This is a genomic window from Niabella aurantiaca DSM 17617, assembly GCF_000374125.1.
Lineage (GTDB): Bacteria > Bacteroidota > Bacteroidia > Chitinophagales > Chitinophagaceae > Niabella > Niabella aurantiaca.
Map to the genome: position 1 here is coordinate 335,326 of NZ_KB893645.1, position 25,805 is coordinate 361,130.

Genomic DNA, 25,805 nt, shown 5'->3' on the forward strand with positions numbered 1-25,805 from the left:
CATCACACAACAATTAACGTTTGTTTTATATTGAGGTCTGGAGCGTTGGGAACCGAGCAAGGAGATCTTTATACGCAGGTCAATGCTCAGATCTCCTATCTGAAATCTCCTATCTTATTTCTAACTGCTATTTCAGCTTGTCTTTGAATACTTTACGGAATTTGTCCACTTTGGGGCGGATCACCATGGAGCAATAAGGATTTTTGCCTTCATTATTGTTAAAATATGCCTGGTGGTAATCTTCGGCGGGATAAAACACACTGAATGGTTTTATTTCTGTAACGATCGGGTTGTCAAAAGCCCCGCTTTGATCCAGTGCTGTTTTATAATGCGCTGCCTTTTCCCTCTGGGCGGTATTGTGGTAATAGATCCCGCTGCGGTACTGCGTGCCAACGTCCGCGCCCTGCCGGTTCAGCGTGGTGGGGTCGTGGGTTTTCCAGAAAATCTCCAGCAGCTCGTCGAAAGAAATGACCGAGGGGTCATAAACGATCTGCAGGGCTTCTGCATGACCGGTATTGCCGGTGCATACTTCCTTATAGGTCGGGTTTTTTGTATGGCCGTCTGTATAGCCGCTGGTAACGGATGAAACGCCTTTGACATCCTGGAAAATCGCTTCTGTGCACCAGAAGCACCCGTTTGCAAAGGTAGCTGTGTCTGTTTGTTGGGTCATTGTAGAAGATTTTGCTGCCGGCCCTGTAAAAACCACGGGCTCCTTTTTTTTCTGCGCACAGGCTGTTGCCGCCAGCGCGGTCAATAATAATATGGGAATGATTGTTTTCAAGTAGAGATAGTTTATTTACACGCTGTAAATTACAAATTCAGGTGGTAAAATACAATGTAATAACACGGAAAGGCGGGAGAAAGTTTAATGGGGAGCATTCCAAATTGCCGCAGTCATGCTGAGTTTTCCATTTGTGAACACAAAATCAATGGCGCAATGACAAGCCTGCTTTGGGTCATCCTGAACCATGCATTGATGCCGAATAGATGCTGAAACAAGTTCAGGGAGACCTTGCATTTATTTGAAGGGCGACAATTTGGAATGCAACTGGTTTAATCTTCATGCGAGACTGAAAGTTACGCTGAGTGGTTATAATTATGTGCGACTGCAAGCCGTGTACAGCGGCATTTTTGTTTTTTGGAATTTAGTATTTAGTATTTCCTCTTCGTATCTTTGCAGGCTTGAAAATCGGAATGCACATTTATGAAATTATACCCGGAATCGGCGTACATACAATTAGAGTTTGATAAGATCAGGGAACTGCTGGCAAAGCATTGTGAAACGGACTATGCGCAGCGTAAGGCAGCGGAACTGCGCATTCACACCCATAAGCGGTTTATTGATGAGGAGCTGAAGCAGTCGCACGAGTTTAAACAGCTGCTGCAGAACGCGGTCTATTTTCCCAATGACTATATCCTGAACCTGGCAAAAGAGCTGAAGCTGCTAGCCATTCCCGGTGCGCTGCTTACGGGGGAGCAGCTGCTGCAGATCCGGAAACTGGCGGAGAGCATTGAAAAGATCTTCCGCTGGTTTGATGCAGAACGCAAAGAAGCCTATGAATGCCTGTACCGGGTAATAAAGGATACGTACTATGAAAAGGCCATCATCAGCCTGATCGACGAAGTGGTGGATGAGATCGGCCAGGTAAAGGACAGCGCATCGCCTGCCTTAAAGGACATCCGGATCAGCCTGTACCGAAAACGCATAGAGCTCCGGCGTATTTTTGACAGGATCGTTGCAAAGCTCAACAAGCAGGGCTACCTGGCGGAGATCGAGGAAAGCTTTATGAACGGCCGCCGTGTGATCGCGGTATTTGCCGAGCAGAAGCGGGCAGTTAAGGGCATCCTTCATGGCGAAAGCGACAGCCGAAAAACAGCCTTTATTGAGCCGGAGGAGACCATGCACCTCAATAACGAGGTGACCGACCTGGAGCATGAAGAACGAAAAGAGGTTGACCGGATTCTGCGGCAGCTTACCGCAACCTTATCCACCCATGCCCCCCTGCTGAACACATGGCATACGGTATTGGGGGAATATGATTTTATACGGGCCAAGGCAAAATTTGCGGGCGACATCAACGGTGAATTCCCCGTGGTGGCAGACAAGGCGCAGGTACACCTGGTAAATGCCTACCACCCCTTATTGTACTTATATAACAAACGCTCCGGTAAGCAAACCTTCCCGGTATCCATTGCCCTGGATGAAAGCCGGCGGATACTGGTGGTGAGCGGACCGAACGCCGGCGGAAAGACCGTTACCATGAAAACGGTGGGACTGCTGCAGATGATGGTGCAAAGCGGATTGCTGGTGCCGGTGCATCCCAACAGTGAGTTTGGAGTATTTAAACAGCTGATGATCCATATCGGGGACACCCAAAGCCTGGAGTTTGAGCTCAGTACCTACAGCAGCCACCTGATCCATATGAAATATTTTATGGAACATGCCAATGGGAAAACGCTGTTCTTTATTGATGAGCTGGGAAGCGGCAGTGATCCCAACCTGGGCGGGGCTTTTGCGGAAGTGATCCTGCTGGAGCTGCTGAAGAAGCATTCCTACGGTATTGTAACCACCCATTACCTCAACCTGAAAGTGATGGCAGGGAAAACGCACGGTATTGTAAACGGTGCTATGGCCTTTGACGAAAAGAACCTGTTGCCGATGTTTCGGCTGGTAGTTGGACGGCCGGGAAGCTCTTATACCTTTTCGATCGCAGAGCGGATCGGTTTGGATAAACGCCTGATCAACCAGGCCCGGCAGATGGTGGACGATGACCAGTACCGGCTGGATAAACTGCTGAACAAAACGGAGCAGAACCTGCGCGACCTGACGAAGAAGGACCAGGAGCTGGAGCGGCTGATCAAAGAGAATGAACGCCTGAAAAAGGAAATGGAACGGGTGATGGATAAGGAAAAACACCGCCAGCAGATGAACCTGCTGCGGGAGCAGAATAAAATATCCGAGGAACGGATCGCCTACCTCAAGGATACGGAACGCAAGCTCAAACAGATCACGGTCGAATGGAAGAAGGAGGAGGACAAGCAAAAGCTGATCAAACAGATCCATGCGCTTCTTTTTAATAAGAATGAAAAGAAGGCGGCCGGCAAGATCCAGAAAAAGCTCGAATCCAAATACCAGGAGGTTGGCGGAGAAATAAAAGTGGGAGATAAGGTAAAGATGAAACGGAATCACCAGGTGGGCGAAGTGCTCGAGATCAAAAGCAAACGGGCGGTGGTAAAGATCGGGCTGCTGCCCATGCAGGTGGAGCTGGCGGACCTGGTAGTGGTGAAGGAGAAGGAGGCGAAGGTTTAGGCGGAAGTCAGCAATTTGATATTTGCAATGTGAAGCCTGCGGCCACCTTGCACCGGCCTGCTGCAAGGCAAGATGCAAGAGGACCTGTGTGAAGCGGAATTTTTGTAATTAAGAAATTGTAATTAGAAATTTTAATTACAAAATAGATAGTACAAAAAATGCGGCCTGCGTCCGACACCGGCAATGACCGATGATATCATAAATTGCTCTAATCAATGCAACTGAAGACCTACAGGAAATTTAATGCTACCCCGGCTCAGTTATGGCCACTGCTGTTTCATTCAAGAATGGACGACCGGAAGCCCTGCTATTTTCTTTTTGGACTTCCCAAGCCGGTTGAATGCCGGTTGGCCGGTAATGGTGAGGGCGTTGGTGCTACCCGGGAATGCATTTCCGATAAAGGAGTGATCCGGCAGACGATCCTGGAATGGGTGCCGGAACAAAAGCTCCGGTTTGAGCTGCGCGAAACCAGTATTTAATAACTGGAAGCGGATCGCAAAAGAAACGCTTCCGGAAGAGGCCTGAAAGGCAGCTGCTTACATTTCCACACCTTGCGCAGGTCTGCAGCAAGACAATGTGCAGGAGCGAACCGGTGCAGTTCCGTTACTCCAGGCATCCTTTTTACAGGGAGCTTAACCACGCATCATACCAGGTAAAAAAAGAATACGTGTTCCCGTTTGGATCCTGCTCCGGTTCTATCCCTCCATAATCGGCCCGGGCATCAAACCAGACTTGACCGGAGCATGCTCCGTTTACGACCAGCAAATTTGTACACCCATGCCCGTAATGGGAAATCTGAAGGCACCCGGATATATGCCCCACGTCCATATATTCATTAACAATAGTTAGCTCGGGTCTGTCATCATCCCAGTCAAATCGGGAGATCCAATCCGCATTCCATTTTTGATGATAAGCAAACGGACGCTGTATATCTATCCGGGGTTTGCTATCCAGCTTGAAATCGATTAATGATTCATCAAAACTTAAAATGCCATAGTTTGGCCCCGGGCCGCCATTACCGATGTTGGTTAAAAACGACTTGTAATCATCAGGAAGAAGGACATTGTTTTTTTCTTCAAATAGTTTTAACGCATCCGTTGAAATGGTCTTGTTAAATGTAAAACTGAATTTCCCGCTATTTGAAATTTCCTGAATTTTCTGCTGAATAGTTTCTATCGTTACCATAGTATTAATGTCCCTGGAATTTCTGTTCTCCTCCTTCCCATTTATAAGTGATGTTGATTTCATTTCTTGTTGCAAAGGCTTCCAATCCCTGCATGCACCTCGGGCATGGCGGCAGTGTTGACAGCGTCGATTTTCCTCCTTTTGTCATTTGTCCCATTGAAATAATCTCAAGATGACCTCCCTGCAATCCTTTTTTCCCAAGAGTGGTTTCTAAGCGTTCAAGCATTTTTGCTTCACTGTGCCCGGCAGCTCCATAACCATTAAACGGAGCTTTTGAAGATCCGGGAGTGCTGATCCATGAGTAGCTCCCGTTCTTTGTCAAAACCGGTTTTCCATTTAAAATGCCGATTGCTTCATGCAGGCCCAGCGTATCAACATAGTTTGCGGGATTCTTCACATAAGAATACAATTTCAGACCCGCCATTAAACCGACCGGATCCTGACTGATATACCCGCCACCGGAGCTGTCATAGTATCTGAACCTGTTATAATATAATCCTTCCAGTTCTTCATCTTCATATTGCCCCAGCTGCCGGAAAGGTATAAAATTCTTTTTACCTTTCAGTTTTACCGGACTCCCATAAATATCATATTCATATTGCCAGACGATATTTCCCTTGTTATCATAACAGTGGGTGGGCCGGCCTATATAGTCAGACAATAAAGTGTAACTTTCTTCCTCCATAATTTTTGCAGATGGCACAAACATGCCTTCTTCATACACCCAGGTAACCAGGTTTTCGACGGGTTCTTTTTCTTCGCTGATCGTTCCGTCCGCATCAATAGACCTTTTAGGCGGGTAGGCCCCCCGGTAGCTCCACTCGTGCAGGGGCACATTGCCATCCCAGACCCAGCGGGTTACGGTGCTGCGGTCTTCCTCAAAAAAACGCGCGTTTTTATCCGGCAGCATCTTGGCGATCCTTCTGCCCAGCGGATCATAATAAAATTCGATTTCCAGGCCGCCCGGGTTGATCACTTTCCGGAGGGTGCCATTGCCCGCCCATTCATAGATCCAGCCGGTACCGCTGTGCTTCAAGCTGATGCCCTGTTCTTTGGCATAGGCCGTATGCACCGTTGCGGAAGGGTTTTCGTTGTGTTTAAACTCCTTGAAAATGAGATTGCCTTCTCCGTCGTAATGATAGGTATACCGGCCGTCTTCCTGCAAACGGCCGCCCTTGCTGTATTTGCGGTCGCTGCGGTCGCGGGTCCTGAACAGGTTGCCTATTTTGTCGGGAATGCGGTAAATGGTTTCTGTGGTGCCGTCTTTATCCTCATAAGTTGCGCTGATGAGGTTGTCGAATGCGTCGTAATCAAATAAGCTATTGGTCCGGGAAAGTTCGTTTACCATGCGGTTAAGCTTATTGCCCGTACCCCAGTCGTAGCGGGTGCGGCTCTGTTCTACATTTTGTGCGCCGATGCTGCGACGGGTAACGCGCCCCAGCCGGTCGCGTTCCGTTTTTACGGAAACCTGGCTGCTCAGCTCCCGGTGCAGTTCCAGGCCGCTACTGTCGCGGTGGAAGGTGGCGGCCCAGCCGGGCGTCCCGTCGCTGTCGGCATCGGGGCCCTGATGAGGACGGGAGGTGGCGCTGATCCGGGCGATCCAGTCTTCTTCGTCATACTCCGTCCGGATATCGGCCCCCAGGCTGCTGCCCGTATGTATGCAGTTACCATACCGGTCATATTTTTTTGTAACGCTGTAACCGCCCTGTGTCTCTTTGATAACGCGCCCCGCCCGGTCGTGTTGCAGTTGGATATGGCTGTGCTCGTTGAACGCTTCCACCAGCAATCCGTCCGGGTTATACTTATAGGCGGCCATAGTGCCATCGCTGTGCTCTTCTTTTACAATATTGCCCGCACTGTCGTAATCATAGCTGGTCCAGCGCTCCTCCGGCCGCAGCACCCGTGTTACCCGCCCGTTGGCATCCCGCAGATAGCGGCGGTGCAGCCCGTCAAACCCCCATTCATTCACTACGTTCCCCAGCCCGTCCAGTCCGAACTTGTACAGTTCCCCGCCTTCATTGGCAATGCTTTTGAGCTGCAGCTCGGTATCGTAATTGAACTGGATGGTACGGTTGTTCTGGATGTGTTTCCGCAGTACGCCCAGTGGTCCATATTCAAAATGCACCTGCCGGGTACGGTCCCTGGCATGGATCAGGTTGCCACTGGTGTCATAGCTGAAATGGTGCTCATTGCCATCGGGCTCTTTTATATAAAGTACATTGCCACCATCATCATTCCGGTATTCGGTGGTATTGCCCCGTATGTCTGTATGCCTCGTTACATATCCCAGGGCATCATAGCTCCACTGCTGTTTTAACCCGTTGGCATAATGGATCGCAGTCAGGTTGTGCTGCTGGTCGTAAGAAAGCGTAACCGGCCTTTTTTTGGGATCAATGATCCGTCTTAAATAAAGCCCTTCGTATTCGTATTCGATGGTAAGCCCGTCTGCGTTCCGGCTGCTGGTGATCCGGCCCTTTTCGTCATATGTAAAAATACGGGAGCTTCCTCCCGGGGTTACAACGCTTTTGAGGCGCTGCTGATCATCGTAGCTGAAGGAGGTGTCATTCCCGTTCTCATTAACAATGCGCAGGGGTTTGCCATATTTGTTATACCGGTATTGCGCTGCCCCGCCCTCCGGGTTTACCACTACTTCCGGTTCTTCATATTCGTTGTATGACCTCCGCGTGATCCCTCCGTTCTCATCTACGATCTTGTAGTTCAGGAACCGGTTGTCATGATAGTAGGTACTGGTATAGCCCAGGCTGTTGCGGGTAATGCTGATGCCCTCCTGGTACTCGGTCCAGTATTCCAGCACGCCTTCATCGCCCCATACATGGATGCATTTGGCATCGTTTCCCTTGCCCTCGTATTCCCAGTAAAAGCTCATTCCGTTTTGATTGGTGAGCTTTACCAGCAAGTGCCCTTCATAATAAAAATGCTTTTCGGCACCGGTTGCATCAAAGGTCCCTGCGATGTTTCCTGCTGCATCATATTCATAGCGGATGAAGCTGATCTCCCGGTCATCCACGATCGTAAAGATGCGGGTGATATGCCCCAACGCATCATTTTCTACCTGCAGCACCTGGTTGCGGCTGTCAATGATCCGCTTCAGGCAACCTTTAAGATCATAGAGGAAGCTGATGCTGAACCCCGACGGGTCCGATACGGAGGATAAGGTATGAAAACCATCTGCGTTCACCGGACCGTTGAACCGGTACTGCCGCTGCCCGGCATCGGTTACAAACCAGCCTTCTTTGTCGTTTTGAAAGAAGAGCTGCTCTTTTCTGTTGAAGTGCACTTCGCCGGGATGGATTTTGGGCAGGGCCACTTCTCTTCCGTCACTCAACCGGAGGGTAAAATAGCCGTTGTCCATATCATATAATCCCATATTGTAGCTGTGGTGCCAGTTATATCCAAGAGGTCCGGCTACTTCGGCATTGCTGTAATAGGTGCGGTTCCACTGCAAAGGAATGGGGCCGGGCAATTCAAAATCGGTATTGGTATGATATACTTTTCCCGTGGCCATGTCGACCGGCTCGCTGACCCCGTCGCATTTTTTTGCGGGTTGCGCATGCCCCAGTTCCGGGCTTTTGGTATCCGGAGCCTTGGTTTTTTTTTTGCGGGCCTTGCTCAATCCTTTTAATCCTAATTTGATCATCAGCTGAAAGAGATCAATGGTGGGAGGCCCGCCGGCCAGCACCCTTCCGTTGCCGGCAAAGATGCAGAGCAGGATGGATGTAGGCAGCATCAGCGGAAATTTCAGCCGCGGTATTTTGTTCTTCCGGGGCAGGGATGGAAACCCTACCAGGTTACAGGAAAGGGAGGGGTGGAACTGGGTAGCGTAGGGGCCCCCGTCTGCCAGCACCGTGCTGCTGCCCATCCACATTTCTGAAGTGGTAAAGGGTTTGGTAAGCGGGATCAGGTGCAGTACAATGCCCGGCAGGTGCATAATGGGCGTGCCGGCATTGCTGGCCCATTGGCCGTGTACCTTTACCGAGGGTTTCAGCATATTGACCAGGAAGCTGGCTACACTGGCCACCGAGGGGCTGCCGCCGTCTTCCCCTTCCGTAATAGAGGGCGGAGGCGCGGGCAGCGCAGAAGCTACTGCATTCATAATGGCTGCAAAAATGTCGAAGACCAGACCGATATGGGGTACGGGAAAGACCGGGCAGGGAGGAAGGATGGTCTGGTCAAAATCCAGCCCTATGGCCATGTCGAGGTACTTACCGCCGGATACCCCCGGGAAGGACGGGAGCACACTGGCCATGGATTTCTGAATGTTATCAATACCGCCTTTTACTTCTGCGAAGGTTTCTCCGAAGCTCTTACTGGCGGCTGTGTTAGCGCTGCTCATTCCAATTTTTTTTGTTTCAAACGTTTATTTTCTAACGCAACTTATCCTATGGGAATTGAAAATTTACCTTTGGGTTTTACCAGGATATTGTGCATTTCTATTTCGGTTAACAGCTCCTCCCAGTCTTCGCCGATCCAGGCACGGAGCTGGTCGTAAAGATGTACGAGCTCATCAGGAGCTTTGAGTTTTTTACCCAGGTGCACCGCCATGAATGCCGCATGTAAAAATGTGGATTGCCGGATCACCTGCTGGTCCATATAGGCACCGCCTGCCATGGCCAGCAGGCATTTTTCAAACGCCTGCTGATGGCGCCCCCTGATAAAGTATAGGTGCCCGCTGATGCGGTGTCCTTCCATGATAAAAAAAGCGTCTGCCCGTCGGGTGGCTTCTTCCGCCATTTCATCATAGATCTGTATGGCGTTTTCCCATTTGCGTTTGGCAGCAAACAGCCCGCCTCTCAGCATCATGCAGGAGCGCCATACAGGGTACCCTGCGGGGTCCTGATCCTCCATTGCCTTCCGGGCCTGCCGGATGGCTTCAACGGCATAGGCTTCACTGGGCCCGCTGTCTTTTATGGCATAGTGTGCCTGGGAGGCTACCAGCAGGGAAGAAATATAAGTGGTATTGCTGCGGGCCTCTTTGGCCAGTGCCATCAGTTTGGTAACTTCCTTTGCGGTTAAGGAAGGCGAGTGTTCCAGCGTGGTGTCCATGACAACACGGATCTGCTTCCGGAGCCGGTTTTCGATGCTTACAGTATCGCTGGTACCCCCGTTCTTATCCAGCTCGTTGTTGATGGCCGCGGTCATATCCAGCCGGGGCACCAGCTCCACTACCAATGGCCTCAGGTCGGGGTCCGGTATATAGATCTTCCGTTTGGGGCCATAGTCCATCGTTGCCAGCCGGACCTGCCCGGGGATGCCTTTTTTCAGCTGATCTTTCAGCCAGGGCTTGAGGCTTACGGCGTCCGGACTTCCGGAGGGAAAATAGAGGAGGAAGTGGTTGGCCTCCGGGCTGTTCAGGCTGGCCTTCAGGCGCAGGAGCTCCTTCATCAGTCCGCCAAACCCGGAGAGCGGCCGGATATCGGGTTTGAAACCGGCATCCAGGATCCCGTCTTTTTTTAAGGCGCCGTAAATATCGTACCGGGGGTCGGGGCAGGGAGCAAACCATTCCTGATATTCCAGCCACAGCTCCCGCTCAAACAATTCAGGATCGCCGGTATAAGTGGTATCAAAACGGAAAAAAATATCCTCAAACACCCCAATGGCCAGCCGCTCGGTCTCCATAAATTTATCAATAATGTCAATCTCCTGGTATTGGGCAATCCAGATCGCAAGCTTCCAGCTTTTTAACGGATCCACGCGTGCCCAGGCTTCGCGGACCTTGTAGAATTCATGCGCAATGGACGGGGCAGCAGTACTCATGGGTTATGCGTTTAATTTGATGATGGCGCCTGCCGTAACACCCACATTTCCCGCGGCGCTCACCACCATCTCACCATCTGTGGTAATATCTGATTTTGCGGATCCATGCGCGGTCAGGGCTGTTGAGCGCAGATCTAATGTATCGCTTCCCGAGATCTCGGTGGTCTTTCCCTTGCCGATCAGCTGGGTGTCGGCAAGCACCCGGATGTCATTTGCTGTATGGGTGATCTTCTGGTCGGCCGTCTGTTTTATATTGACGCCCTTGGTGGTGATTTCTTTGCCGTTGATGATAATGGTACCATCCTGTTTGAGGGTAATGCTGGCGTTGCCGCATTCCAGCCGGATGCTCTGGCTGCTTTTGGTGGAGATATTGCCGGCGCCATCCAGCATGGTGATATTGCCTGCCTGGTCAGATATCAGCGCACTGCCATCCTTATCATTGAACACCATTTTGCAGCCGCTGCGGCTCTGAAAGGTCTTTACATCATTGCCGGAATTGCCAAAGCTGTTCTTAGCCTGACCGTGATAAACGGCGCCGATAACATAGGGCTTGGTGGCGCTGTCGCCTTCAAAGCCAACGATCACTTCCTCCCCAACTTCGGGGATCAGGAACATCCCTTTTCCCCCGCCGGCATGGGGCGTGGTCACACGGATCCAGGGGCTTTTTTCGGCACCGTTCATCCAGTGGAATTTTACGCGGATGCGCCCGAGGCCGTTGAAGTCATTATTGTCGGTAACGATAGCGCTCTGTGTTTCACAATTGGGCTCGCCGGGGGCGGCAACCGGCGGAACCTTTATACTTGCGGGCACCGCTTCAAAATTGTTCTCATAATTTCCCTGGGCATCTACATAATGACTGACCGCCACGATCTGGTAGTCGCCATAGCCTTCTGTCTGGCTGCTGAATACATTGTTCCCTTTTATTTCCACTTTGCCGCCGATGACTACCCCCGGATGACCGCTTTGCCCGTTAAAACGCACCATGCGGCTGCTTTCCATTGCACTTCGCATATTCAGCACGTCGTCCTGCTGTTTTTTATTGGTCAGGAACTGGTTATTCCAGAGCTTGGGCTGGGTGCTGTATACGGTTTGCCCGGATTGATAGACCTGTGTTCCCCAGGGATTTAGCCCGGCTTTCTGCTCAATATCCGCCGGCTCGCTGGTATAGATCTGGCTGTTCATATAGTCCCAGGCCATCATCTGCATTTGGGTGGGCCGGGCCTGCAGGGCAACGTTAAAACCACTGAGGTGGCTTCCGTAAACAAGACTGGCCTTTTTGTTGTCTGCGGGCTGACCGATCTGAAGACTTCTGCCGTCCCAGAACAGCCATTCCCCATAGGTACCGGCCAGCCGCTGCAGAAACTGCCAGGCTGTTTCCTTATACTGGACCGTATAGGCCAGTGTTTCTCCGTATGAGGGATGTATCCGGGGCTCGAGCAAATTCTGGGGAAAGAATTTCAATACATCCTGGGCGATATTCTTGATGGCTTTTTTTTCCCAGCTTTTACAGTGAGGGCCGCTGTCCAGGATGATGGTGGGGCTGTAGCCGGTAATGATCACATCGCCATGGTGGCCGGAAAAACGCGCGGTTGCAACCCCCGTTACGATCCCGTTAAACATCAGACCGCTTTTGGTACCCACACCGGCAATGCGGGCGCCAAAGGTGGCGCCGATCATGTCCTTGGATGTGTGGAAGATGCCTGTTTTGCCGTCGATGGTCTGTGCGGGACAGGTAAGGGTAAAGCGATGGTGGTCAAAGATCGCCTGGTTTAATGAAAAAGCAGTGAATTGGGCAATGGGTTTCCCGTTGATGCTGAAAACGGGCTGGGTGAGCTGGGCCATAAATAAGTTTTTTGTCGGTTATGGAATGAATACGCTGGATCTGTTGAAAAGAACTGGCGCGCTTCACCGGTTTTTTCGAGGGCTGCCGGCAGGAAGCTTTCCCGTCGGATAAAAAGGACATTTCTTATCCGGCAGGAAATGCCTGTTTGTCGACACAAAGTTTGTACCAATATAAGAACGGAAGGGAATGTTTTGGGTGGTTTAAAAATAACTTAACCCGGATTAACTTGATGTTGGGCCATTAAATACGGCAACGGCCGGTCCGGAGGATGGGCGGTACCGTTTATATAAATAGTTGGCGGGCAAAACCGCAGATGATTAACTTTGGCGGACAATTGATAACAATATGCAGTACAAAAACATAGTTGTAGCAGGTGCGGTACTTGCAACCGGTATGGCAGGGTGCGGTGTTGCTCCAGGTAAGCCGGATGGGCAGGCCGCAGAGAAGCCTACTACTTACCTTGACCGGGCCAATATGGACACGACCGTGAAACCCGGGGATGATTTTTTTCTCTACGTCAACGGGACCTGGGTCAAAAAGACGCCCATCCCCGGCGACAAGACCCGGTGGGGCAGCTTTGATGAGCTGCGCGATAAAACGAACCGGTCTGTACATACACTGCTGGAAGAAGTGGTAAAAGAAAAAGCCGCTGCCGGTACGGCCCAGTTCAATGTGGCCGCATTTTATAAAAGCGGGATGGATACCGTGGCCATCGATAAAGCCGGCAGCTCGATTCTTCAAAAACAGCTGGATGCCATAAAAGCCATCAGTACACCACAACAGCTGCTGGAACTGATCGTAGCAAACGGAACAACAGGGCTTCAAACGGTTCTGCCGAATTACATCGGCCCTGATGATAAGAATGTTTCCCGGAACATCGTGCAGTTTACACAGGGCGGGTTGGGATTGCCTTCAAAGGATTACTACACCGACAAGGATGCCGATGCCGAAAAGAACCGGGAGGCATACCGGGCATATATCGGAAAGATCCTGAAGCTGGGGGGTGCAGATACGGCTTCAGCCGGCAAGGATGCCCTGGCGATCTTTGGCCTGGAACAAAAGCTGGCGGCGGCTTCCCTGTATCCAAAGGAGATGCGGGATCCGCAAAAGATGTACAATAAATACAGCCTGGAGGCGTTTACCCGGCAAACACCCGGCATCTCCTGGAAAGCCGTATTTGCGCAAATGGGCATCCACGGGGAAGATACCCTGCTGGTAACGGTGCCGCAGTATTATAAAACCCTTTCGGGCCTGCTTGCCTCCACTCCGCTGGATGTATGGAAGGCCTACCTGACCTATAACCTGCTTTCGGATATGGCACCGTACCTGGGACGGCAGTTTGAAGAGGCACGGTTTGATTTCTATGATAAGACCTTAAGCGGTCAAAAACAGCAGAAACCGCGTTGGGAACGGGTAATGCAGGTGATCAATGGCTCTATTGGAGAGCAGCTGGGCAAACTGTATGTAGACCGGTATTTTAAGCCGGAGGCCAAACAGAAGATGATGGAACTGGTGCAGAACCTGCAGGATGCATTCAGCAACCGTATTAAGAACCTGGACTGGATGAGCGATGCAACCAAGCAGAAAGCGGAGGCCAAGCTGGGGGCGTTTATGAAAAAGATCGGCTATCCGGATCACTGGAAAGATTATTCCGGCCTGGAGATCACACCGGACGATTATGCACAGAATGTTTTGAATGCTGCAGCCTTTGAGTTCAAACGGGACCGGGCAAAACTGGGAAAACCGGTTGACCGGACGGAGTGGGGCATGACTCCCAATACGGTGAATGCGTATTACAATCCTGCGTTTAACGAGATCGTTTTTCCTGCAGCAATCCTGCAATTCCCTTTCTTTGATTTTGGAGCGGATGATGCGGTCAATTACGGCGGTATCGGAGCCGTGATCGGTCATGAAATGACACATGGCTTTGATGACCAGGGCGCGCAATACGCGGCAGACGGTAATCTAAAGAACTGGTGGACCCCGGATGATGAGAAAAAGTTCAAGGCAAAAACAAAGATGGTCGAAGAACAGTTCAACAAATACACGGTGCTGGATTCCGTACACATCAACGGCGCGCTGACCCTGGGCGAGAACATCGCCGATCTGGGAGGTATTACCATTGCCTATGATGCGTTTAAAAAAACAAAGCAGGGGCAGGGAAATGAGCTGATCGACGGGTTTACGCCCGATCAGCGCTTCTTTCTGAGCTGGGGACAGATATGGAGAGGAAAAGCAACACCGGAACGTGCCCGGCAGCTGATCAAAATTGACCCGCATTCACCCGCAGAATGGAGGGCAATGGGTCCCCTGACGAATTTTGAGCCCTGGTACAAAGCCTTCAATGTGCAGCCGGGCGATAAAATGTATAAACCCGAAAATGAGCGGGCAAAGATTTGGTGATTTGTTTTTGTTTATTTTGTTAGAAGAGCCGTCCTGATTCGGTCAGGATGGCTTTTTTGTTGGGAGTGTTTCACGCCGCAACGCAAAGGAACGCAGAGGCGCTGAAGGCTGATAGCTAAAGGTGGGTGGCTCAATTCTCGATTCTCAATGCTCCGCTCTCAATGCTCCGCTATCGTCCGGAATGTAAGGTTGATCCGGGCAGTATGCACTTTTTTTGTAGGCGGCAGGCGATGCAGCCAGTGGGTTTGTGTAGTGCCCTTCATTACCAGCAGGCTTCCATGCTCCAGGAAACAATCGACCCGCAGCCCGGTGCTCTTATGCCGGAAGGCAAATTTTCTTTCGGCACCCAGGCTCAGCGATGCAATGGCGCCGTTCTTCTTTAGCTCCCGTTCTTCATCACAGTGCCAGGCCATGCCCTCGGTACCGGTATGATAAAGATTGAGCAGGCAGGAATTATAATGCTCGCCTGTTTTTGCTTCGCATATTTTTTTTAGTTGCAGTAGCTCTCTGGTCCAGGGGAGTGCGGTTTTGGTAGCGTTGGAATACGTATAGGTAAAATCTTTATTGCCATACCAGGCCACTTTTCTTTTGGTAATGATCCTCTTTCCGAAGATGACGGCTTCGTCATTTCGCCAGTCGATGGTATTCATCAATGTGTGAAAACAGGCATCCGCGGCTTCCGCTGTAAGGGCCCTTCCATAGTAGTGTACCGTGCCGTCATAGGGCAATAAATTATGCATAACAGATATTGTATTTTAAATATAAAAAGAGCGGCCGCAGCTTTTGCTCCCTGGTATTTGTTATTTGATATTTGGAATTTGACATTTAGAATTTGTCACCTGCCATTGCTCTTTTCTGATTGCTCATTTCGGTACGGGCCTGTTCCCACCCGATGATGGCCATCTTACGTGCCGGTCCCCACATATAGCCCCCGGTATGACCGGTTGACTGAATGACGCGGTGGCAGGGGATCAGGTAGGCCACGGGATTGCTCCCGATTGCAGAACCCACTGCACGGGCGGCATTGGGTTGCCCGATGCGGGCCGCCAGCGTGCCATAGGTGGTCAGCTGTCCCATGGGGATCTTCAGCAGGCTTTCCCATACTTTAAGCTGAAAGTCGGTCCCCTTCAGATGCAGTTTTATTTCGTGCAGCTGGGCCTGGCTGTTTTGAAAAATAAACAAAGCGTTTTGCTGCAACAGGTCTGTTTTCTGCGTAAAGCGGGCATTTGGAAATTGTTGTTTCAGCCCCTGCAGGGCAGCCGGTTCTTCTTCGTGAAAGGCCATATAACAAATGCCCCTTGCGGTGGATGCCACGATCAGGTTCCCGAAAGGGCTTTCGGCAAAGCTGTAATGGATATCCAGGCTGCTGCCGCCGTTTTTGTATTCTGCGGGTGTCATGCCTTCGATATGAACAAAAAGATCGTGCAGCCTTCCGGTGCCGGAGAGTCCGGTATCAAAGGCGGCATCTGCTACAGAAGCCTGGTTGGTCCGGAGCACCTGCTTGGCATGTTCCAGGCTGATGTATTGCAGGAATTTTTTAGGACTGGTACCCGCCCAGTCGGAAAAAATACGCTGGAAATGATAGGGGCTGGTGTGGGCAGCCCGGGCAATTTCCTCAAGGCCGGGCTGGTCTTTAAAATGGCTGCGTATGTACTCGATCGCATTGGCAACCCTGTTGAAATTTATTTCATTTTGTACGTTCATTGCTGATGATTTATAGCACAAAGATGGTTGCTATTTATGTAAAAAGAAACCCGTTTCTTGCGTTGTTAACGGGGGTATCAACGCGGCTTTATCGTAGGTTGTCGTTCTAAACCTCCGCCCGGCGAGCGGCCTTTCTGAATCTATTGGAGATCAATCCACTTTTCATTCCCGCCTGACCGGCGGGAACTGGAAAAGAAAGGTGCAGCAGATTCCGGTTTTCGGGAATGTTTGTCATCACCGCATTGAGGCCCGCTATGGAAGATTCAGCATATAACAATTAAGCTTTTGATACAACCCCGGCATATAGGAAACAGGCGTTTCCTTGTGGTCCTTTCATAAATGGGATAAAAAAAGAGTGTTCTGAGGAACACTCCCGGCTGTCTTTGATAGATTCACAATCTTTTATGTCGGAATAATGGTATATTCAATCTGTTTTAAAGCAGCCAGTTGTGTTTTTGTTTGTATAGCAAAACTCCCATTTTTCTATCAAAAAAAACTTAACTCAGGTTAATTAATAGCGAACGGCTGCAGGCGGCGTCTGTGGTTTATTTTAACCCCATCTGTTCGATCTTCCCTCCGATGGATACCTGCTTCATTTCCTGCTCCAGCGAATCGAAGCTGTCGCGGGCTACTTTTTTTATAAAAGATCCGTTTTGCAGCAGGTGTATCTCATCGCAGGTTTCACGGAGGGTAGAAAAAATATGGGAAGAGATGAGGATGGTTTTGCCCAGGGCCTTTAGCTTTTGGATGATGGCGGTGATCAGCAGGTTGCTCTGTATATCGACCCCGTTAAAGGGCTCATCCAAAATAAAGTAGTCGTTTTCCTGCATCAGGATCGCCATTAAAGCCAGCTTTTTTTTCATTCCCGTGGAATAGGTGGCCGCATACTGGTTCAGCGGCAGGTCAAAGATATTCCGCTGCTGCACCTGCGCGGCTGTTTTATGACGGGCATGACAAAGCAGCCGGAGGTATTCCTCCCCGGTGATCTTTGAAAAGAAGAAGGGCTCTGTTTGCAGGAACCCCAGGTGGTTTTTCAGCGGCATGTGGCCGGCGGTGATCCGGCCCTGGTATGACTCCATGCCGGCAATGCAGTTAAACAGGGTTGTTTTACCGGCGCCATTTTCGCCTACAATGCCATATACGCCCCCTGTGGAAAACGTAAGCGAAATATTGTTTAATACGGTATGGCTGCCGAAATTTTTAGAAAGGGATTCAATGCGGATCATGAAAGATAAGTTGCTAACCGGTTAACGGATCTGGAATAAAAAAGCGGGATCAGGCCCAGCAGCAGGGGTGGAAAAAAAATGCTGGCGGAAAAAATAAGCAGGGGAACCAGGGGGATCTCATCCGGGTACGCGGTATACTTGATCAATATGATCAGCGCCACATACCCGTAGCCCAGCAGCAGTATGCCGGTGATCATCCACCATTTTTCCGGATAGGCGATCAGCATTGCAGCAAACGGGATACCTGTTAAAATGGTGGTATGCCCCATGGCGGTGCTTACTTTTTTCTTCAGGAATTTTCCGGGGGTAAAGGAAAAGTTCCACAGGTAAAACAGTGGCTCCGGCTTTGTATAAAACGACAGGACCAGCAAAAGGACAACCCCGCTGCCAAACAGGCCAAGATGAAAATTATTGACAAAAATACCAATGCCTGTCAGCAGGTAAGCCGCAAAAATGAAGAGCAGCGATTGGCGGAAACCGGTAAGGAACTCGAAAGGTTTTTTGCCAAAAGGTGTGGGCACTGTAGTATTGATATTTGCAGAATGACGGATCAGGCTGAGCAGCAGCGCGCCGGGTAACAGCAGTAGGGCGGGGAGCACCTGCTTCCGGTAGAGCAGGAACAACACAAAAGGGATGACGGCGAAGACATTTTCGCCCATCCGTATGCTGCGCAAAGAGCGTTCCGGGAAAGTGATCTTCAGGAAGTCTGTCCTTTTTCCGTTGCCCAGCTGTACCAGCGATGCTGCTGCCAGAAGCACATACAGATAGATGGCTGCGCTTGTTTTTGAAAACAGCAGCCAGGAAAAAAGGAAGAACCCAGCCGACCCCAAAAGCCATCCCCACAGGGGGCGCAGACCAAAGTCTTTTATCTGCCGGTTGAGCATCCGGAATTGTAAGCGGAAATAGAAATTCATTTACTGCGCATTCAGCAAGGGGAAGTACCGGTCTTCGATGATCCTGAAATGATGCGTCTGGTGACCCACAATGGTGAACCCTACCGCCAGCACCGACATCTGCGTGTTATAGGTGTTGCCGACCGAGAGAAGCTGTTCGTCGCTGAGATTCTTATAAAAGGCAAGCGTGCTTTGGCGTACCGCTACCAGTTCGTCGAGCAATGACTCCAGCGTGCGTTCACCGGCATTGGAGTTTTCTGCAAACAGATCTTCCTCGAAGGGCTGAACAGGAGTGCTGTCTTTTCTTGCGAAGCGCAGGGCCCGGTAAATAAATATTCTTTCTGTATCGGCAATATGTAAAAGGATCTGCTTTATCGTCCACTTGCCCGGTGCATATACCTGGTCTCCCAGGTTGGCGACCTTTTCCTTATCCAGCTGGTAAATGTCCAGGATGCTTTTTTGAATGGCGGGTACCATTTCCAGGTCTTCGGGCACCTGATCGATGTAACGGTCAAAATATCCGGGCATGGGATGGATGGCTGATTTGTTCATTTTATACTGGTTTAAACTAAGTGGAGGTACAAATATAACTCATAGATGGTTTCGGCGCGTTATAAAAGGATGCATTCCAGATCCGGACGATGGCATGTCGTGGTCCTGCAGGCATGCGTTCAGAAAAAATGTTTTTTGCAGCGTTCTCCCCCGGGGAGGGCCTGCAGTTCTGATGGCGGTCCTGTGCGTGCGGATAAGAAAGACCCCTTCGGGATAACAACGGCAATAGATCCGGAAAAGGTAGGATCTGTTACCCTGTTCTTAGAAGCTGTTTAAAAACGATCCGGGAGCATCCTTATCGTCACAAAGGTACCGGCTTTTATCGCCTCTACTTGGGGCTTCGCTGTAGCCGTCATCTGTGACATACGGGGTTCAGCGATCATTTTAGCAAAAGAGGCATGGCCTCGAAAGATCCGGTAAGAACGGGTTTTAATCCGTTTATACGTCCAAAAGAGCAACAGAGCGCCATAGGTCCGGGGCACAATGATCCGTGCCGATGGCTCTTATGAAATTACAGCTTCGTTAAAGAGATTGTATTAGAAGTCACTTTATAGCATGTTGTCATTCTGAGCTTGTTTCAGAATCTATTGATAGGCAACTATTATTAGATGCCGAAACAAGTCCGGCATGACAAATGAAAGACTTATGGATTTTTTGGCCGTTCAAATTTGGGATCTATAAATTCCCATTCTTTGATATGGGGGTGCTGATGCTCCTTCAATGCGATGGCCTGCATCTGCTGAATGATATCCGGATGCCGTGCGGCAATATCTTTGTTTTCATGGCCGTCGGTTTCCAGGTTATAGAGTTGCCAGGGCGCCTGCCTGTTTTTCTTTATACCGGTGCGTATCCCTTTCCATTTGCCGATCCGGACGGCCACCTGGCCTCCTTTTTCCGGATATTCGAAATAAAGATAGGGATGCTGCTGCTGCTTTCCCTTGCCCAGCAGCTCCGGTAAAAGCGAGATGCCGTTCACCGCATGCGTTAACCGTTGTCCGGTCAGCTCCGCAAACGTAGGCATCATATCGTATTGCACGGAAAGCAGGCTGCTGGTTTTTCCTGCCGGGATCTTTCCCGGCCACCGGGCAATGAACGGTTCCCGGAAACCGCCTTCGTAGATGTCCATTTTCAGGCCGCGCAATCCCTGTACGCTGTTGAAGAACGCGGCATCAACGCCGCCGTTAAAGGTAGCCCCGTTATCGCTGGAGAACAGGATAATGGTGTTTTGATCCAGTCCCAGTTTTTTGACCGCGTTCATGATGATGCCTACCTGGTCGTCGAGACAGGTGATCATGCCGGCATAGGTAGACAAAGGGTATTTGGATGCGGCGTAGCCCCGCTGCCCGTAGTAAGGCTTTTCATCAAACTGCCCTTTGTACATATTGATGTATTTCTCCGGAACCTGGAGAGACACGTGCGGGATGGTGTAGGGCAGGTAAAGAAAGAACGGCTGCTGTTTGTGTTTGCGGATGAACGCTACCGCCTTTTCCGTCATCTTATCAACAGAATACTCATTGCCTTTGAAATAATCGAAGTCCTTATCCGTAGCTGTCTGGGGGTTGAGCGCGCGGTGCACCCAGATGTCGGGATTGTTCAGTGTATCCCATGCCTGGTTTTCCCAGAGGTGCGTAGGGTAATAATTGTGCGCCTGTTTTTGATCAAGGTATCCATAAAAGTAATCAAATCCCTGCAACAGCGGATGGCCGGTGGTATGCGCAGATCCCAATCCCCACTTGCCGATGGCGGCGGTGGCATAACCTGCATCCTTAAAGAGGTGCCCCAGGGTAAATGTACCTTCCGGCAAGGGCATCTGGCCACCTTCAAGACTATCGGGGAAGCCTCCCAGTTCATAGTTGCCCCTGATATAGGAATGCCCCCCGTTTTTTCCCGTCAGCAACATGCAGCGGGCAGGAGCGCATACCGGGGTTCCGGAGTAGTGTTGTGTGAACCGCATTCCTTCGGCTGCCATATGGTCCAAATGGGGCGTTTTGATCTTTTGCTGCCCATAGCATCCCAGCTCGCCATATCCCATATCATCCGCATAAATATAAATGACATTGGGCGGGGATTGCGCATGGATAGCGGCCGCAGAAAGAAGCGTACTGAATAAAAACAGGATTACCTTTTTCATGATGATCATATCTTATTAGTTTTTTTAAAGCTGTTTGTTCCGGCTTCCGGAACCAGCAATGGATGGGCATGGCGGCTGATTAAAAAAGATGCCCGGCATTGCCGGTATTGTATGACAAACATGCTAAAGTTAGGGTTTCTGTTGGGGAAGCTGCTGTGCAATCGAGTGCACAAAAAAGAAGGGGATGCACGGTCAAACGGTTTAAAAATCTATCTTCGCCTGCGGGCTATTCATCAACGTATTTGTTTGCTGCAATCATACACAGGCATGTTTTCCGGATGGAGCTCCCGGATTTTTTTAAAGCGGATGCTAAAGGCCGGTGCACCGGCCGGAAAGAAGAAATGCAGGCATCCGGGTAAAACTGTTTTAAAAATGAAGAAGATCTTTTTGAGCATGGCGTTGCTGCTGGGGATGCATACTGTATTTGCGCAAACAGCGAACCGTCCGAATGTACTGATCATTTATACGGATGACCTGGGTTACGGGGACCTGAGCTGTAATGGTGCCCGGATCGTGCCTACGCCTCATATTGACCGGCTGGCGCAAAACGGCATTAATTTTTCGAATGCACATGCAACGGCCTCAACCTGTACACCCTCGCGGTATTCCTTGCTTACCGGCCGGTATGCCTGGCGCAAGGAGGGAACAAATATCCTGCCGGGAGACGCCAACCTGGTGATCCCTACCAATATCACTACGCTGCCCAAGGTCTTTCAGCAGGCTGGATATCTGACGGGTGTGGTAGGGAAATGGCACCTGGGCCTGGGTAACCGGTCGCCGGTGGACTGGAACAGGGAAGTAACTCCCGGCCCGCGGGAAGTAGGATTTAATTATTCATTTATTTTCCCGGCAACGGCCGACAGGGTTCCTACGATTTTTATGGAAAACCAGCAGGCGTTGGGGTTGGAAAAGAACGATCCGATTGCGGTAGATTATCGCAAAGCGTTTCCCGGGGAGCTGACGGGGAAAGCGCACCCGGAACTGTTGAAGCAGCACAATGATCCCCGGCAGGGGCACGACGGCCATATTGTGAACGGGATCGGGCGGATCGGGTTCATGAAAGGCGGCAGGCGCAGTGAATGGACGGATGAGGAGCTGGGATATGTTTTCAGCAATAAAGCCCTGGACTTCATTGACCGGAGCATGAAAGAGAAAAAGCCGTTCTTTCTTTATTACGCCATTCATAACATTCATGTGCCGCGCATGCCCGGTACGGCCTTTAAAGGAAAAAGCAAACTGGGCTACAGGGGAGATGTGATCCTGGAAATGGATCACAGCGTGGGCGTTATGATGAATGCCCTCAAAGAAAGAGGGTTGCTGCGCAATACGGTGGTTATTTTCAGCAGCGACAATGGCCCGGTATTGAACGACGGATACCTGGATCAGTCTGCGGAAACGGCCGCAGCGCTGGATCACAGGCCGGGGGGGATTTACCGGGGAGGCAAGTACAGCGCTTTTGAAGCGGGTACCCGGGTGCCGTTTATTGTACAGTGGCCCGCCAGGGTTGCTGCAGGTAAGCGGTCCGCTGCGCTGGTAAGCCAGGTGGATCTGATGGCTTCCTTTGCTTCGCTGCTGGGTGTCCGGTTGCCGGCAGGAGAGTTTACCGACAGCCGGGATTACCTCACTACCTTATTGGGCAAAAGCAGCCGGGATCGCAACTTTATCATTGAACAGCCGGGCAACCATGCATTGAGCATTGTAAAAGACGGCTGGAAGTATATGACACCATCCAAAGGCCCGGCGCTGATGAGTGCTGTAAATATAGAAACCGGGTACAGTGCGCAGGATCAGTTATACAACCTGAAGAAGGATCCGGGCGAGCGCGTCAATCTTGCCGGGAAATATCCGCAGCGGGTACAGGAGCTGAAGGCGCTACTGAAAAGGACCATGGAAGAATAGCGCGCTGCTGCCACGTTATTGCCGCAGCCACATGGGCTTTTTTTTCACGATCTTTTTATAGGTGGGACAATCTTCAGCATGGCAGCCCGGCAAATACCCGGTGCTCATTAAAAATTCGTTTACGATCTCGCCCCCGGTGAATTTAAAGTGCTTTTTGAACAGCTTTACCCATTCTTCTTTTGTTTTGGGATGGTGCTGATCCAGCCAGTTTTTAAAAGATCCGAATTCCTTTTGAAGGGACAGGATCACTTTTGCGTTTTCAATGGCGGCATTAATTTTTAACCGGTTGCGGATGATGCCGGCATCCTGCATCAGGACATCGAATTTTTTCTGTTTGTACCTGCTCACTTTAAGGATGTCGAACCGGTCAAAGGCTTTGTAAAAAGCTTCTTTCTTTTTCAGGATGGTTTCCCAGCTCAGCCCCGCCTGGTTGATCTCCAATACCAGGCGCGCAAATAGTTCATTATCCGATTCCAGCGGGAAGCCATATTCGGTATCGTGATAGGTTTCGTGGACGGTGCCCTTACCTTTTTCCCTGACAAATGTGCAGTAAAATGACATGCTGCAAAATGCAACATTTTTTTTGAAAAATATTTTGAAGTTTAAATGACATAACCTTATCTTTGCAATCCATTTACAGGACAACACGCTGTAAAACAGGGATAAAGAGGCTTCAGAAGAAGCCATTGACATATCGGGAGTTTAGCTCAGCTGGTTCAGAGCATCTGCCTTACAAGCAGAGGGTCGGCGGTTCGAACCCGTCAACTCCCACCAATATTTTAGAGGGTTTCAGTTTATGAAGCCCTTTTTTTATGCCTGTGTTTTACGTCTGTATTTTATACGGATCGAGTGAAAAGGTGAGGAGTGAAAAATGATTCTTTGCTCAGGTATGGGAGTAGATCAATCAGGTTCGTAGCATGAAAAAACATTTTCCCATATTGCTCTGCTTTTCGATATTGGCGCTTTTCATCTGTTGGATTTTGCATGGACGAACTGTTCAAAAAGACCTTGGAAAGGGAGCATTAATTAGGAATGTCTACATAAAAAGTACTTTTTATTACTATAGATATTCACAGTCCGTATTCAGCTGCGCTATTATTATTGACGGCCGGGAAAAGATACGGTCTATTCCCACAGACGTACCCTATAGGGTAGGAAGATATTTGGTTGACCACTATTTTTCAGCTATGTATTCCAAAAAATACGACCAAGTGCATCTTTTGATTCTTCCCGAAGATTTTAAAAAATACGGCTTGCCCTACCCCGACAGCCTGCGGTGGATCGATAGCTTAAACAGCAGGTATTAAAAAGAAGAAAAATTTTGTTTCGCTTTTTTGTCTATGTATTTGTACATGCTGTGGCCGTAAGAAAAGATCTGAAAGAGGGAACTGCGTTGATATGTCTATATTTTAGAAGCAAGATTGTCCAGCGTGATTTTTAACTCAGCGATCTTTCTTTCGTACGTTTCTTTATTTTCGGGAAGGCTGATTTCAGCTACCAGCTGTTCGTAATGCCGGATCTTACTTACGGCTCTGTTAAAGGATTCATGATCGATAAAATATTCGTCCAGGTCTGCATTGTTTATTCCCTTTTTGAGCGCAATTGCCCTGACCGTAGTTATTAACCTCGTTATCTCAGAACTTATCTGCTCGATGGATGGTTTTAGAGCAGATTCTATCGCAGACTTAATGATAACGTGCGCTATGACCAGCGATATTGTCAATGAGAGAATAAGAGCAATGTAAAACGATACGGGGATTTCTAATGATGTGGCTGAATCGTACATAATGATTGAGTTTTGGGGCTAATTAGAATATTTAAATGGAATGAGGGTTTCGATATTTGTCCGTAGGGAAGCTGTATCTCCGGTTTGTAATATTATCGGCAGGTTCTTTTATATGAACAGCCCGGCCTGTCATCAAAAAAACAGATCCTTCAGACAACGGATCCAAGGCTGCTTTTGGAAACGACCCGGATACCGATATCTCATACTGCATTGCCGGAGTTATTTCCAGGTACCTGTTGCGATACATACACGGCGCTACATATGAATGTTTTTTGTCTCCGGTCGCAATAACGCCTTTGAGCTCAAAAAGAACCCTATCATGCAATCCCCGGGTTCCGCGCCTGACCGATATATTATCCAGGTTGTTTAGCGACACTTTTTGTCTGATAGCATCCTTGTTCCAACCGCTGTTTTGAAAGGGGAACGGGTCCACTATAATAGCTATTTCCGGTCGAAGCGTAGCATGTTGTTGAAAGGGTTCCGGGGGGATCTCCCTTCCATTAGAGGAGGTAAATACTGTAGCGGGGTAAAAAATGATTATGTTTTGCAATCGTTTCGGTTTTGTGTGAATCAATAACCCGGGGCTTTATGCAAAGCTAAAGTTTTTTGGGTTTGTGTTTACGGAAACCCGTAATGCCGCTAAAGGATCATCGGGCTTTTTCATCTTTCTTTGGAAGTGCTTTAATTGAAAGGCTAGGTTCGCGGCGTGCATCCTTAGACCAGGGCTGGTTCCGGGCTTGCACCCCTGATACATTTCATCCGGTTGCCAAGGGGGCTGTTTTTATAGCTTTTATAACAAAAAAGGGATCAGGTTGAAAAATTGGGGGATCAGGCATAAATATTAGCGAGTCTGAATAGGAAAAAGTTAATATCTCTTACCCCTCTTGCAGCGGCTCTGAAGGCCTTAATTTTAGCGTTAAAAGATTCTGCCGCTGCATTGGTGCTTCGATTATTAAAATAATTAAGGATACTTTGATGATGGGTTTCAATGGATCTGGCCACCGTTCGAAATACTTTTAATCCGGAATCTTCCACTTCATTATACCAGAGGGCCAGTTTTTTGAATGCGATTATTTTAGCCGTACAATTGGAAAAAAT

18 protein-coding genes and 1 tRNA gene are annotated in these 25,805 nt (G+C 49.6%); 5 read left to right on the top strand and 14 right to left on the bottom strand.

Annotated elements, in window-relative coordinates; all coding sequences use genetic code 11:
* Positions 1–127 precede the first annotated feature (127 nt).
* The gene (msrA, locus tag B160_RS0122680; RefSeq protein ID WP_018630242.1) at positions 128–781 is read right to left on the bottom strand and encodes a peptide-methionine (S)-S-oxide reductase MsrA; all 654 of its coding nucleotides are present in this window, start codon (positions 779–781) and stop codon (positions 128–130) included.
* 423 nt (positions 782–1,204) lie between these two features.
* Here msrA and B160_RS0122685 point away from each other — a divergent pair, with 423 nt between their 5' ends.
* Positions 1,205–3,310 (top strand): endonuclease MutS2, encoded by a 2,106-nt coding sequence (locus B160_RS0122685; RefSeq protein ID WP_018630243.1) that lies wholly within the window; start codon positions 1,205–1,207, stop codon positions 3,308–3,310.
* Between the two features lie 215 nt (positions 3,311–3,525).
* Entirely contained in the window at positions 3,526–3,789 is a 264-nt protein-coding gene (locus B160_RS0122690) for an SRPBCC family protein (RefSeq protein ID WP_018630244.1), read from the top strand.
* A gap of 142 nt (positions 3,790–3,931) precedes the next feature.
* On the opposite strand, the gene B160_RS0122695 is transcribed toward B160_RS0122690, so the two are convergent.
* From B160_RS0122695 to B160_RS0122710, 4 genes are read right to left on the bottom strand one after another with little or no spacing between them, the layout of a single operon-like run.
* Positions 3,932–4,495, bottom strand: coding sequence for an SMI1/KNR4 family protein (locus B160_RS0122695; RefSeq protein WP_018630245.1), 564 nt, complete (start codon positions 4,493–4,495; stop codon positions 3,932–3,934).
* Between the two features lie 4 nt (positions 4,496–4,499).
* Positions 4,500–8,849 (bottom strand): DUF6531 domain-containing protein, encoded by a 4,350-nt coding sequence (locus tag B160_RS0122700; RefSeq protein ID WP_018630246.1) that lies wholly within the window; start codon positions 8,847–8,849, stop codon positions 4,500–4,502.
* A gap of 41 nt (positions 8,850–8,890) precedes the next feature.
* Positions 8,891–10,270, bottom strand: coding sequence for a hypothetical protein (locus B160_RS0122705; protein WP_018630247.1), 1,380 nt, complete (start codon positions 10,268–10,270; stop codon positions 8,891–8,893).
* 3 nt (positions 10,271–10,273) lie between these two features.
* Positions 10,274–12,112, bottom strand: a complete 1,839-nt coding sequence (locus B160_RS0122710) for a type VI secretion system Vgr family protein (RefSeq protein ID WP_018630248.1) — start codon at positions 12,110–12,112, stop codon at positions 10,274–10,276.
* 346 nt (positions 12,113–12,458) lie between these two features.
* Between B160_RS0122710 and B160_RS0122720 the strand changes: the two genes are divergently transcribed.
* Positions 12,459–14,516: a M13 family metallopeptidase gene (locus B160_RS0122720; RefSeq protein WP_018630250.1), complete on the top strand. Its 2,058-nt coding sequence runs from the start codon at positions 12,459–12,461 to the stop codon at positions 14,514–14,516.
* Between the two features lie 158 nt (positions 14,517–14,674).
* On the opposite strand, the gene B160_RS0122725 is transcribed toward B160_RS0122720, so the two are convergent.
* The 6 genes from B160_RS0122725 to B160_RS0122770 all read right to left on the bottom strand — a co-directional run bounded on the left by B160_RS0122725 (position 14,675) and on the right by B160_RS0122770 (position 21,022).
* Positions 14,675–15,256, bottom strand: a complete 582-nt coding sequence (locus tag B160_RS0122725) for an alpha-ketoglutarate-dependent dioxygenase AlkB family protein (RefSeq protein ID WP_018630251.1) — start codon at positions 15,254–15,256, stop codon at positions 14,675–14,677.
* Positions 15,257–15,341: 85 nt separating this feature from the next.
* On the bottom strand, positions 15,342–16,220 hold the full coding sequence (locus tag B160_RS0122735; RefSeq protein WP_018630253.1) for a methylated-DNA--[protein]-cysteine S-methyltransferase: 879 nt from the start codon (positions 16,218–16,220) through the stop codon (positions 15,342–15,344).
* Positions 16,221–16,765: 545 nt separating this feature from the next.
* Entirely contained in the window at positions 16,766–17,446 is a 681-nt protein-coding gene (locus B160_RS0122745) for an ABC transporter ATP-binding protein (protein WP_018630255.1), read from the bottom strand.
* Positions 17,443–18,360, bottom strand: a complete 918-nt coding sequence (locus tag B160_RS0122750; RefSeq protein ID WP_018630256.1) for a hypothetical protein — start codon at positions 18,358–18,360, stop codon at positions 17,443–17,445. The genes B160_RS0122745 and B160_RS0122750 overlap by 4 nt, the downstream gene beginning before the upstream one ends.
* Positions 18,361–18,891 carry a DinB family protein gene (locus B160_RS0122755; protein WP_018630257.1) on the bottom strand — a complete coding sequence of 177 codons (531 nt, stop codon included), beginning with the start codon at positions 18,889–18,891 and terminating at the stop codon, positions 18,361–18,363.
* Between the two features lie 643 nt (positions 18,892–19,534).
* Positions 19,535–21,022 carry an arylsulfatase gene (locus tag B160_RS0122770; RefSeq protein WP_040680342.1) on the bottom strand — a complete coding sequence of 496 codons (1,488 nt, stop codon included), beginning with the start codon at positions 21,020–21,022 and terminating at the stop codon, positions 19,535–19,537.
* Between the two features lie 372 nt (positions 21,023–21,394).
* Here B160_RS0122770 and B160_RS0122780 point away from each other — a divergent pair, with 372 nt between their 5' ends.
* Entirely contained in the window at positions 21,395–22,921 is a 1,527-nt protein-coding gene (locus B160_RS0122780; protein WP_026309958.1) for a sulfatase family protein, read from the top strand.
* 15 nt (positions 22,922–22,936) lie between these two features.
* Here the strand turns inward: B160_RS0122780 and B160_RS0122785 are convergent, their stop codons facing one another.
* Positions 22,937–23,482 carry a DNA-3-methyladenine glycosylase I gene (locus tag B160_RS0122785; RefSeq protein WP_026309959.1) on the bottom strand — a complete coding sequence of 182 codons (546 nt, stop codon included), beginning with the start codon at positions 23,480–23,482 and terminating at the stop codon, positions 22,937–22,939.
* 135 nt (positions 23,483–23,617) lie between these two features.
* Between B160_RS0122785 and B160_RS0122790 the strand changes: the two genes are divergently transcribed.
* Positions 23,618–23,695, top strand: a tRNA-Val gene (locus B160_RS0122790).
* Positions 23,696–24,323: 628 nt separating this feature from the next.
* Here B160_RS0122790 and B160_RS0122800 read toward each other — a convergent pair.
* Together B160_RS0122800 and B160_RS0122815 are read right to left on the bottom strand one after the other, a co-directional pair.
* The gene (locus B160_RS0122800) at positions 24,324–24,707 is read right to left on the bottom strand and encodes a hypothetical protein (protein WP_018630265.1); all 384 of its coding nucleotides are present in this window, start codon (positions 24,705–24,707) and stop codon (positions 24,324–24,326) included.
* Between the two features lie 828 nt (positions 24,708–25,535).
* Positions 25,536–25,805: transposase (locus B160_RS0122815; RefSeq protein WP_018628988.1), on the bottom strand; the 270-nt coding region annotated here is incomplete at its 5' end.

What these genes read in the sequence shown, in the direction of transcription:
- B160_RS0122685 (WP_018630243.1), top strand. Translation starts at nt 1,205, where the DNA reads ATGAAATTATACCCGGAATCGGCGTACATACAATTAGAGTTTGATAAG.
- B160_RS0122690 (WP_018630244.1), top strand. Translation starts at nt 3,526, where the DNA reads ATGCAACTGAAGACCTACAGGAAATTTAATGCTACCCCGGCTCAGTTA.
- B160_RS0122695 (WP_018630245.1), bottom strand. Translation starts at nt 4,495, where the DNA reads ATGGTAACGATAGAAACTATTCAGCAGAAAATTCAGGAAATTTCAAAT.
- B160_RS0122700 (WP_018630246.1), bottom strand. Translation starts at nt 8,849, where the DNA reads ATGAGCAGCGCTAACACAGCCGCCAGTAAGAGCTTCGGAGAAACCTTC.
- B160_RS0122705 (WP_018630247.1), bottom strand. Translation starts at nt 10,270, where the DNA reads ATGAGTACTGCTGCCCCGTCCATTGCGCATGAATTCTACAAGGTCCGC.
- B160_RS0122710 (WP_018630248.1), bottom strand. Translation starts at nt 12,112, where the DNA reads ATGGCCCAGCTCACCCAGCCCGTTTTCAGCATCAACGGGAAACCCATT.
- B160_RS0122720 (WP_018630250.1), top strand. Translation starts at nt 12,459, where the DNA reads ATGCAGTACAAAAACATAGTTGTAGCAGGTGCGGTACTTGCAACCGGT.
- B160_RS0122725 (WP_018630251.1), bottom strand. Translation starts at nt 15,256, where the DNA reads ATGCATAATTTATTGCCCTATGACGGCACGGTACACTACTATGGAAGG.
- B160_RS0122735 (WP_018630253.1), bottom strand. Translation starts at nt 16,220, where the DNA reads ATGAACGTACAAAATGAAATAAATTTCAACAGGGTTGCCAATGCGATC.
- B160_RS0122745 (WP_018630255.1), bottom strand. Translation starts at nt 17,446, where the DNA reads ATGATCCGCATTGAATCCCTTTCTAAAAATTTCGGCAGCCATACCGTA.
- B160_RS0122750 (WP_018630256.1), bottom strand. Translation starts at nt 18,360, where the DNA reads ATGAATTTCTATTTCCGCTTACAATTCCGGATGCTCAACCGGCAGATA.
- B160_RS0122755 (WP_018630257.1), bottom strand. Translation starts at nt 18,891, where the DNA reads ATGAACAAATCAGCCATCCATCCCATGCCCGGATATTTTGACCGTTAC.
- B160_RS0122770 (WP_040680342.1), bottom strand. Translation starts at nt 21,022, where the DNA reads ATGAAAAAGGTAATCCTGTTTTTATTCAGTACGCTTCTTTCTGCGGCC.
- B160_RS0122780 (WP_026309958.1), top strand. Translation starts at nt 21,395, where the DNA reads ATGAAGAAGATCTTTTTGAGCATGGCGTTGCTGCTGGGGATGCATACT.
- B160_RS0122785 (WP_026309959.1), bottom strand. Translation starts at nt 23,482, where the DNA reads ATGTCATTTTACTGCACATTTGTCAGGGAAAAAGGTAAGGGCACCGTC.
- B160_RS0122800 (WP_018630265.1), bottom strand. Translation starts at nt 24,707, where the DNA reads ATGTACGATTCAGCCACATCATTAGAAATCCCCGTATCGTTTTACATT.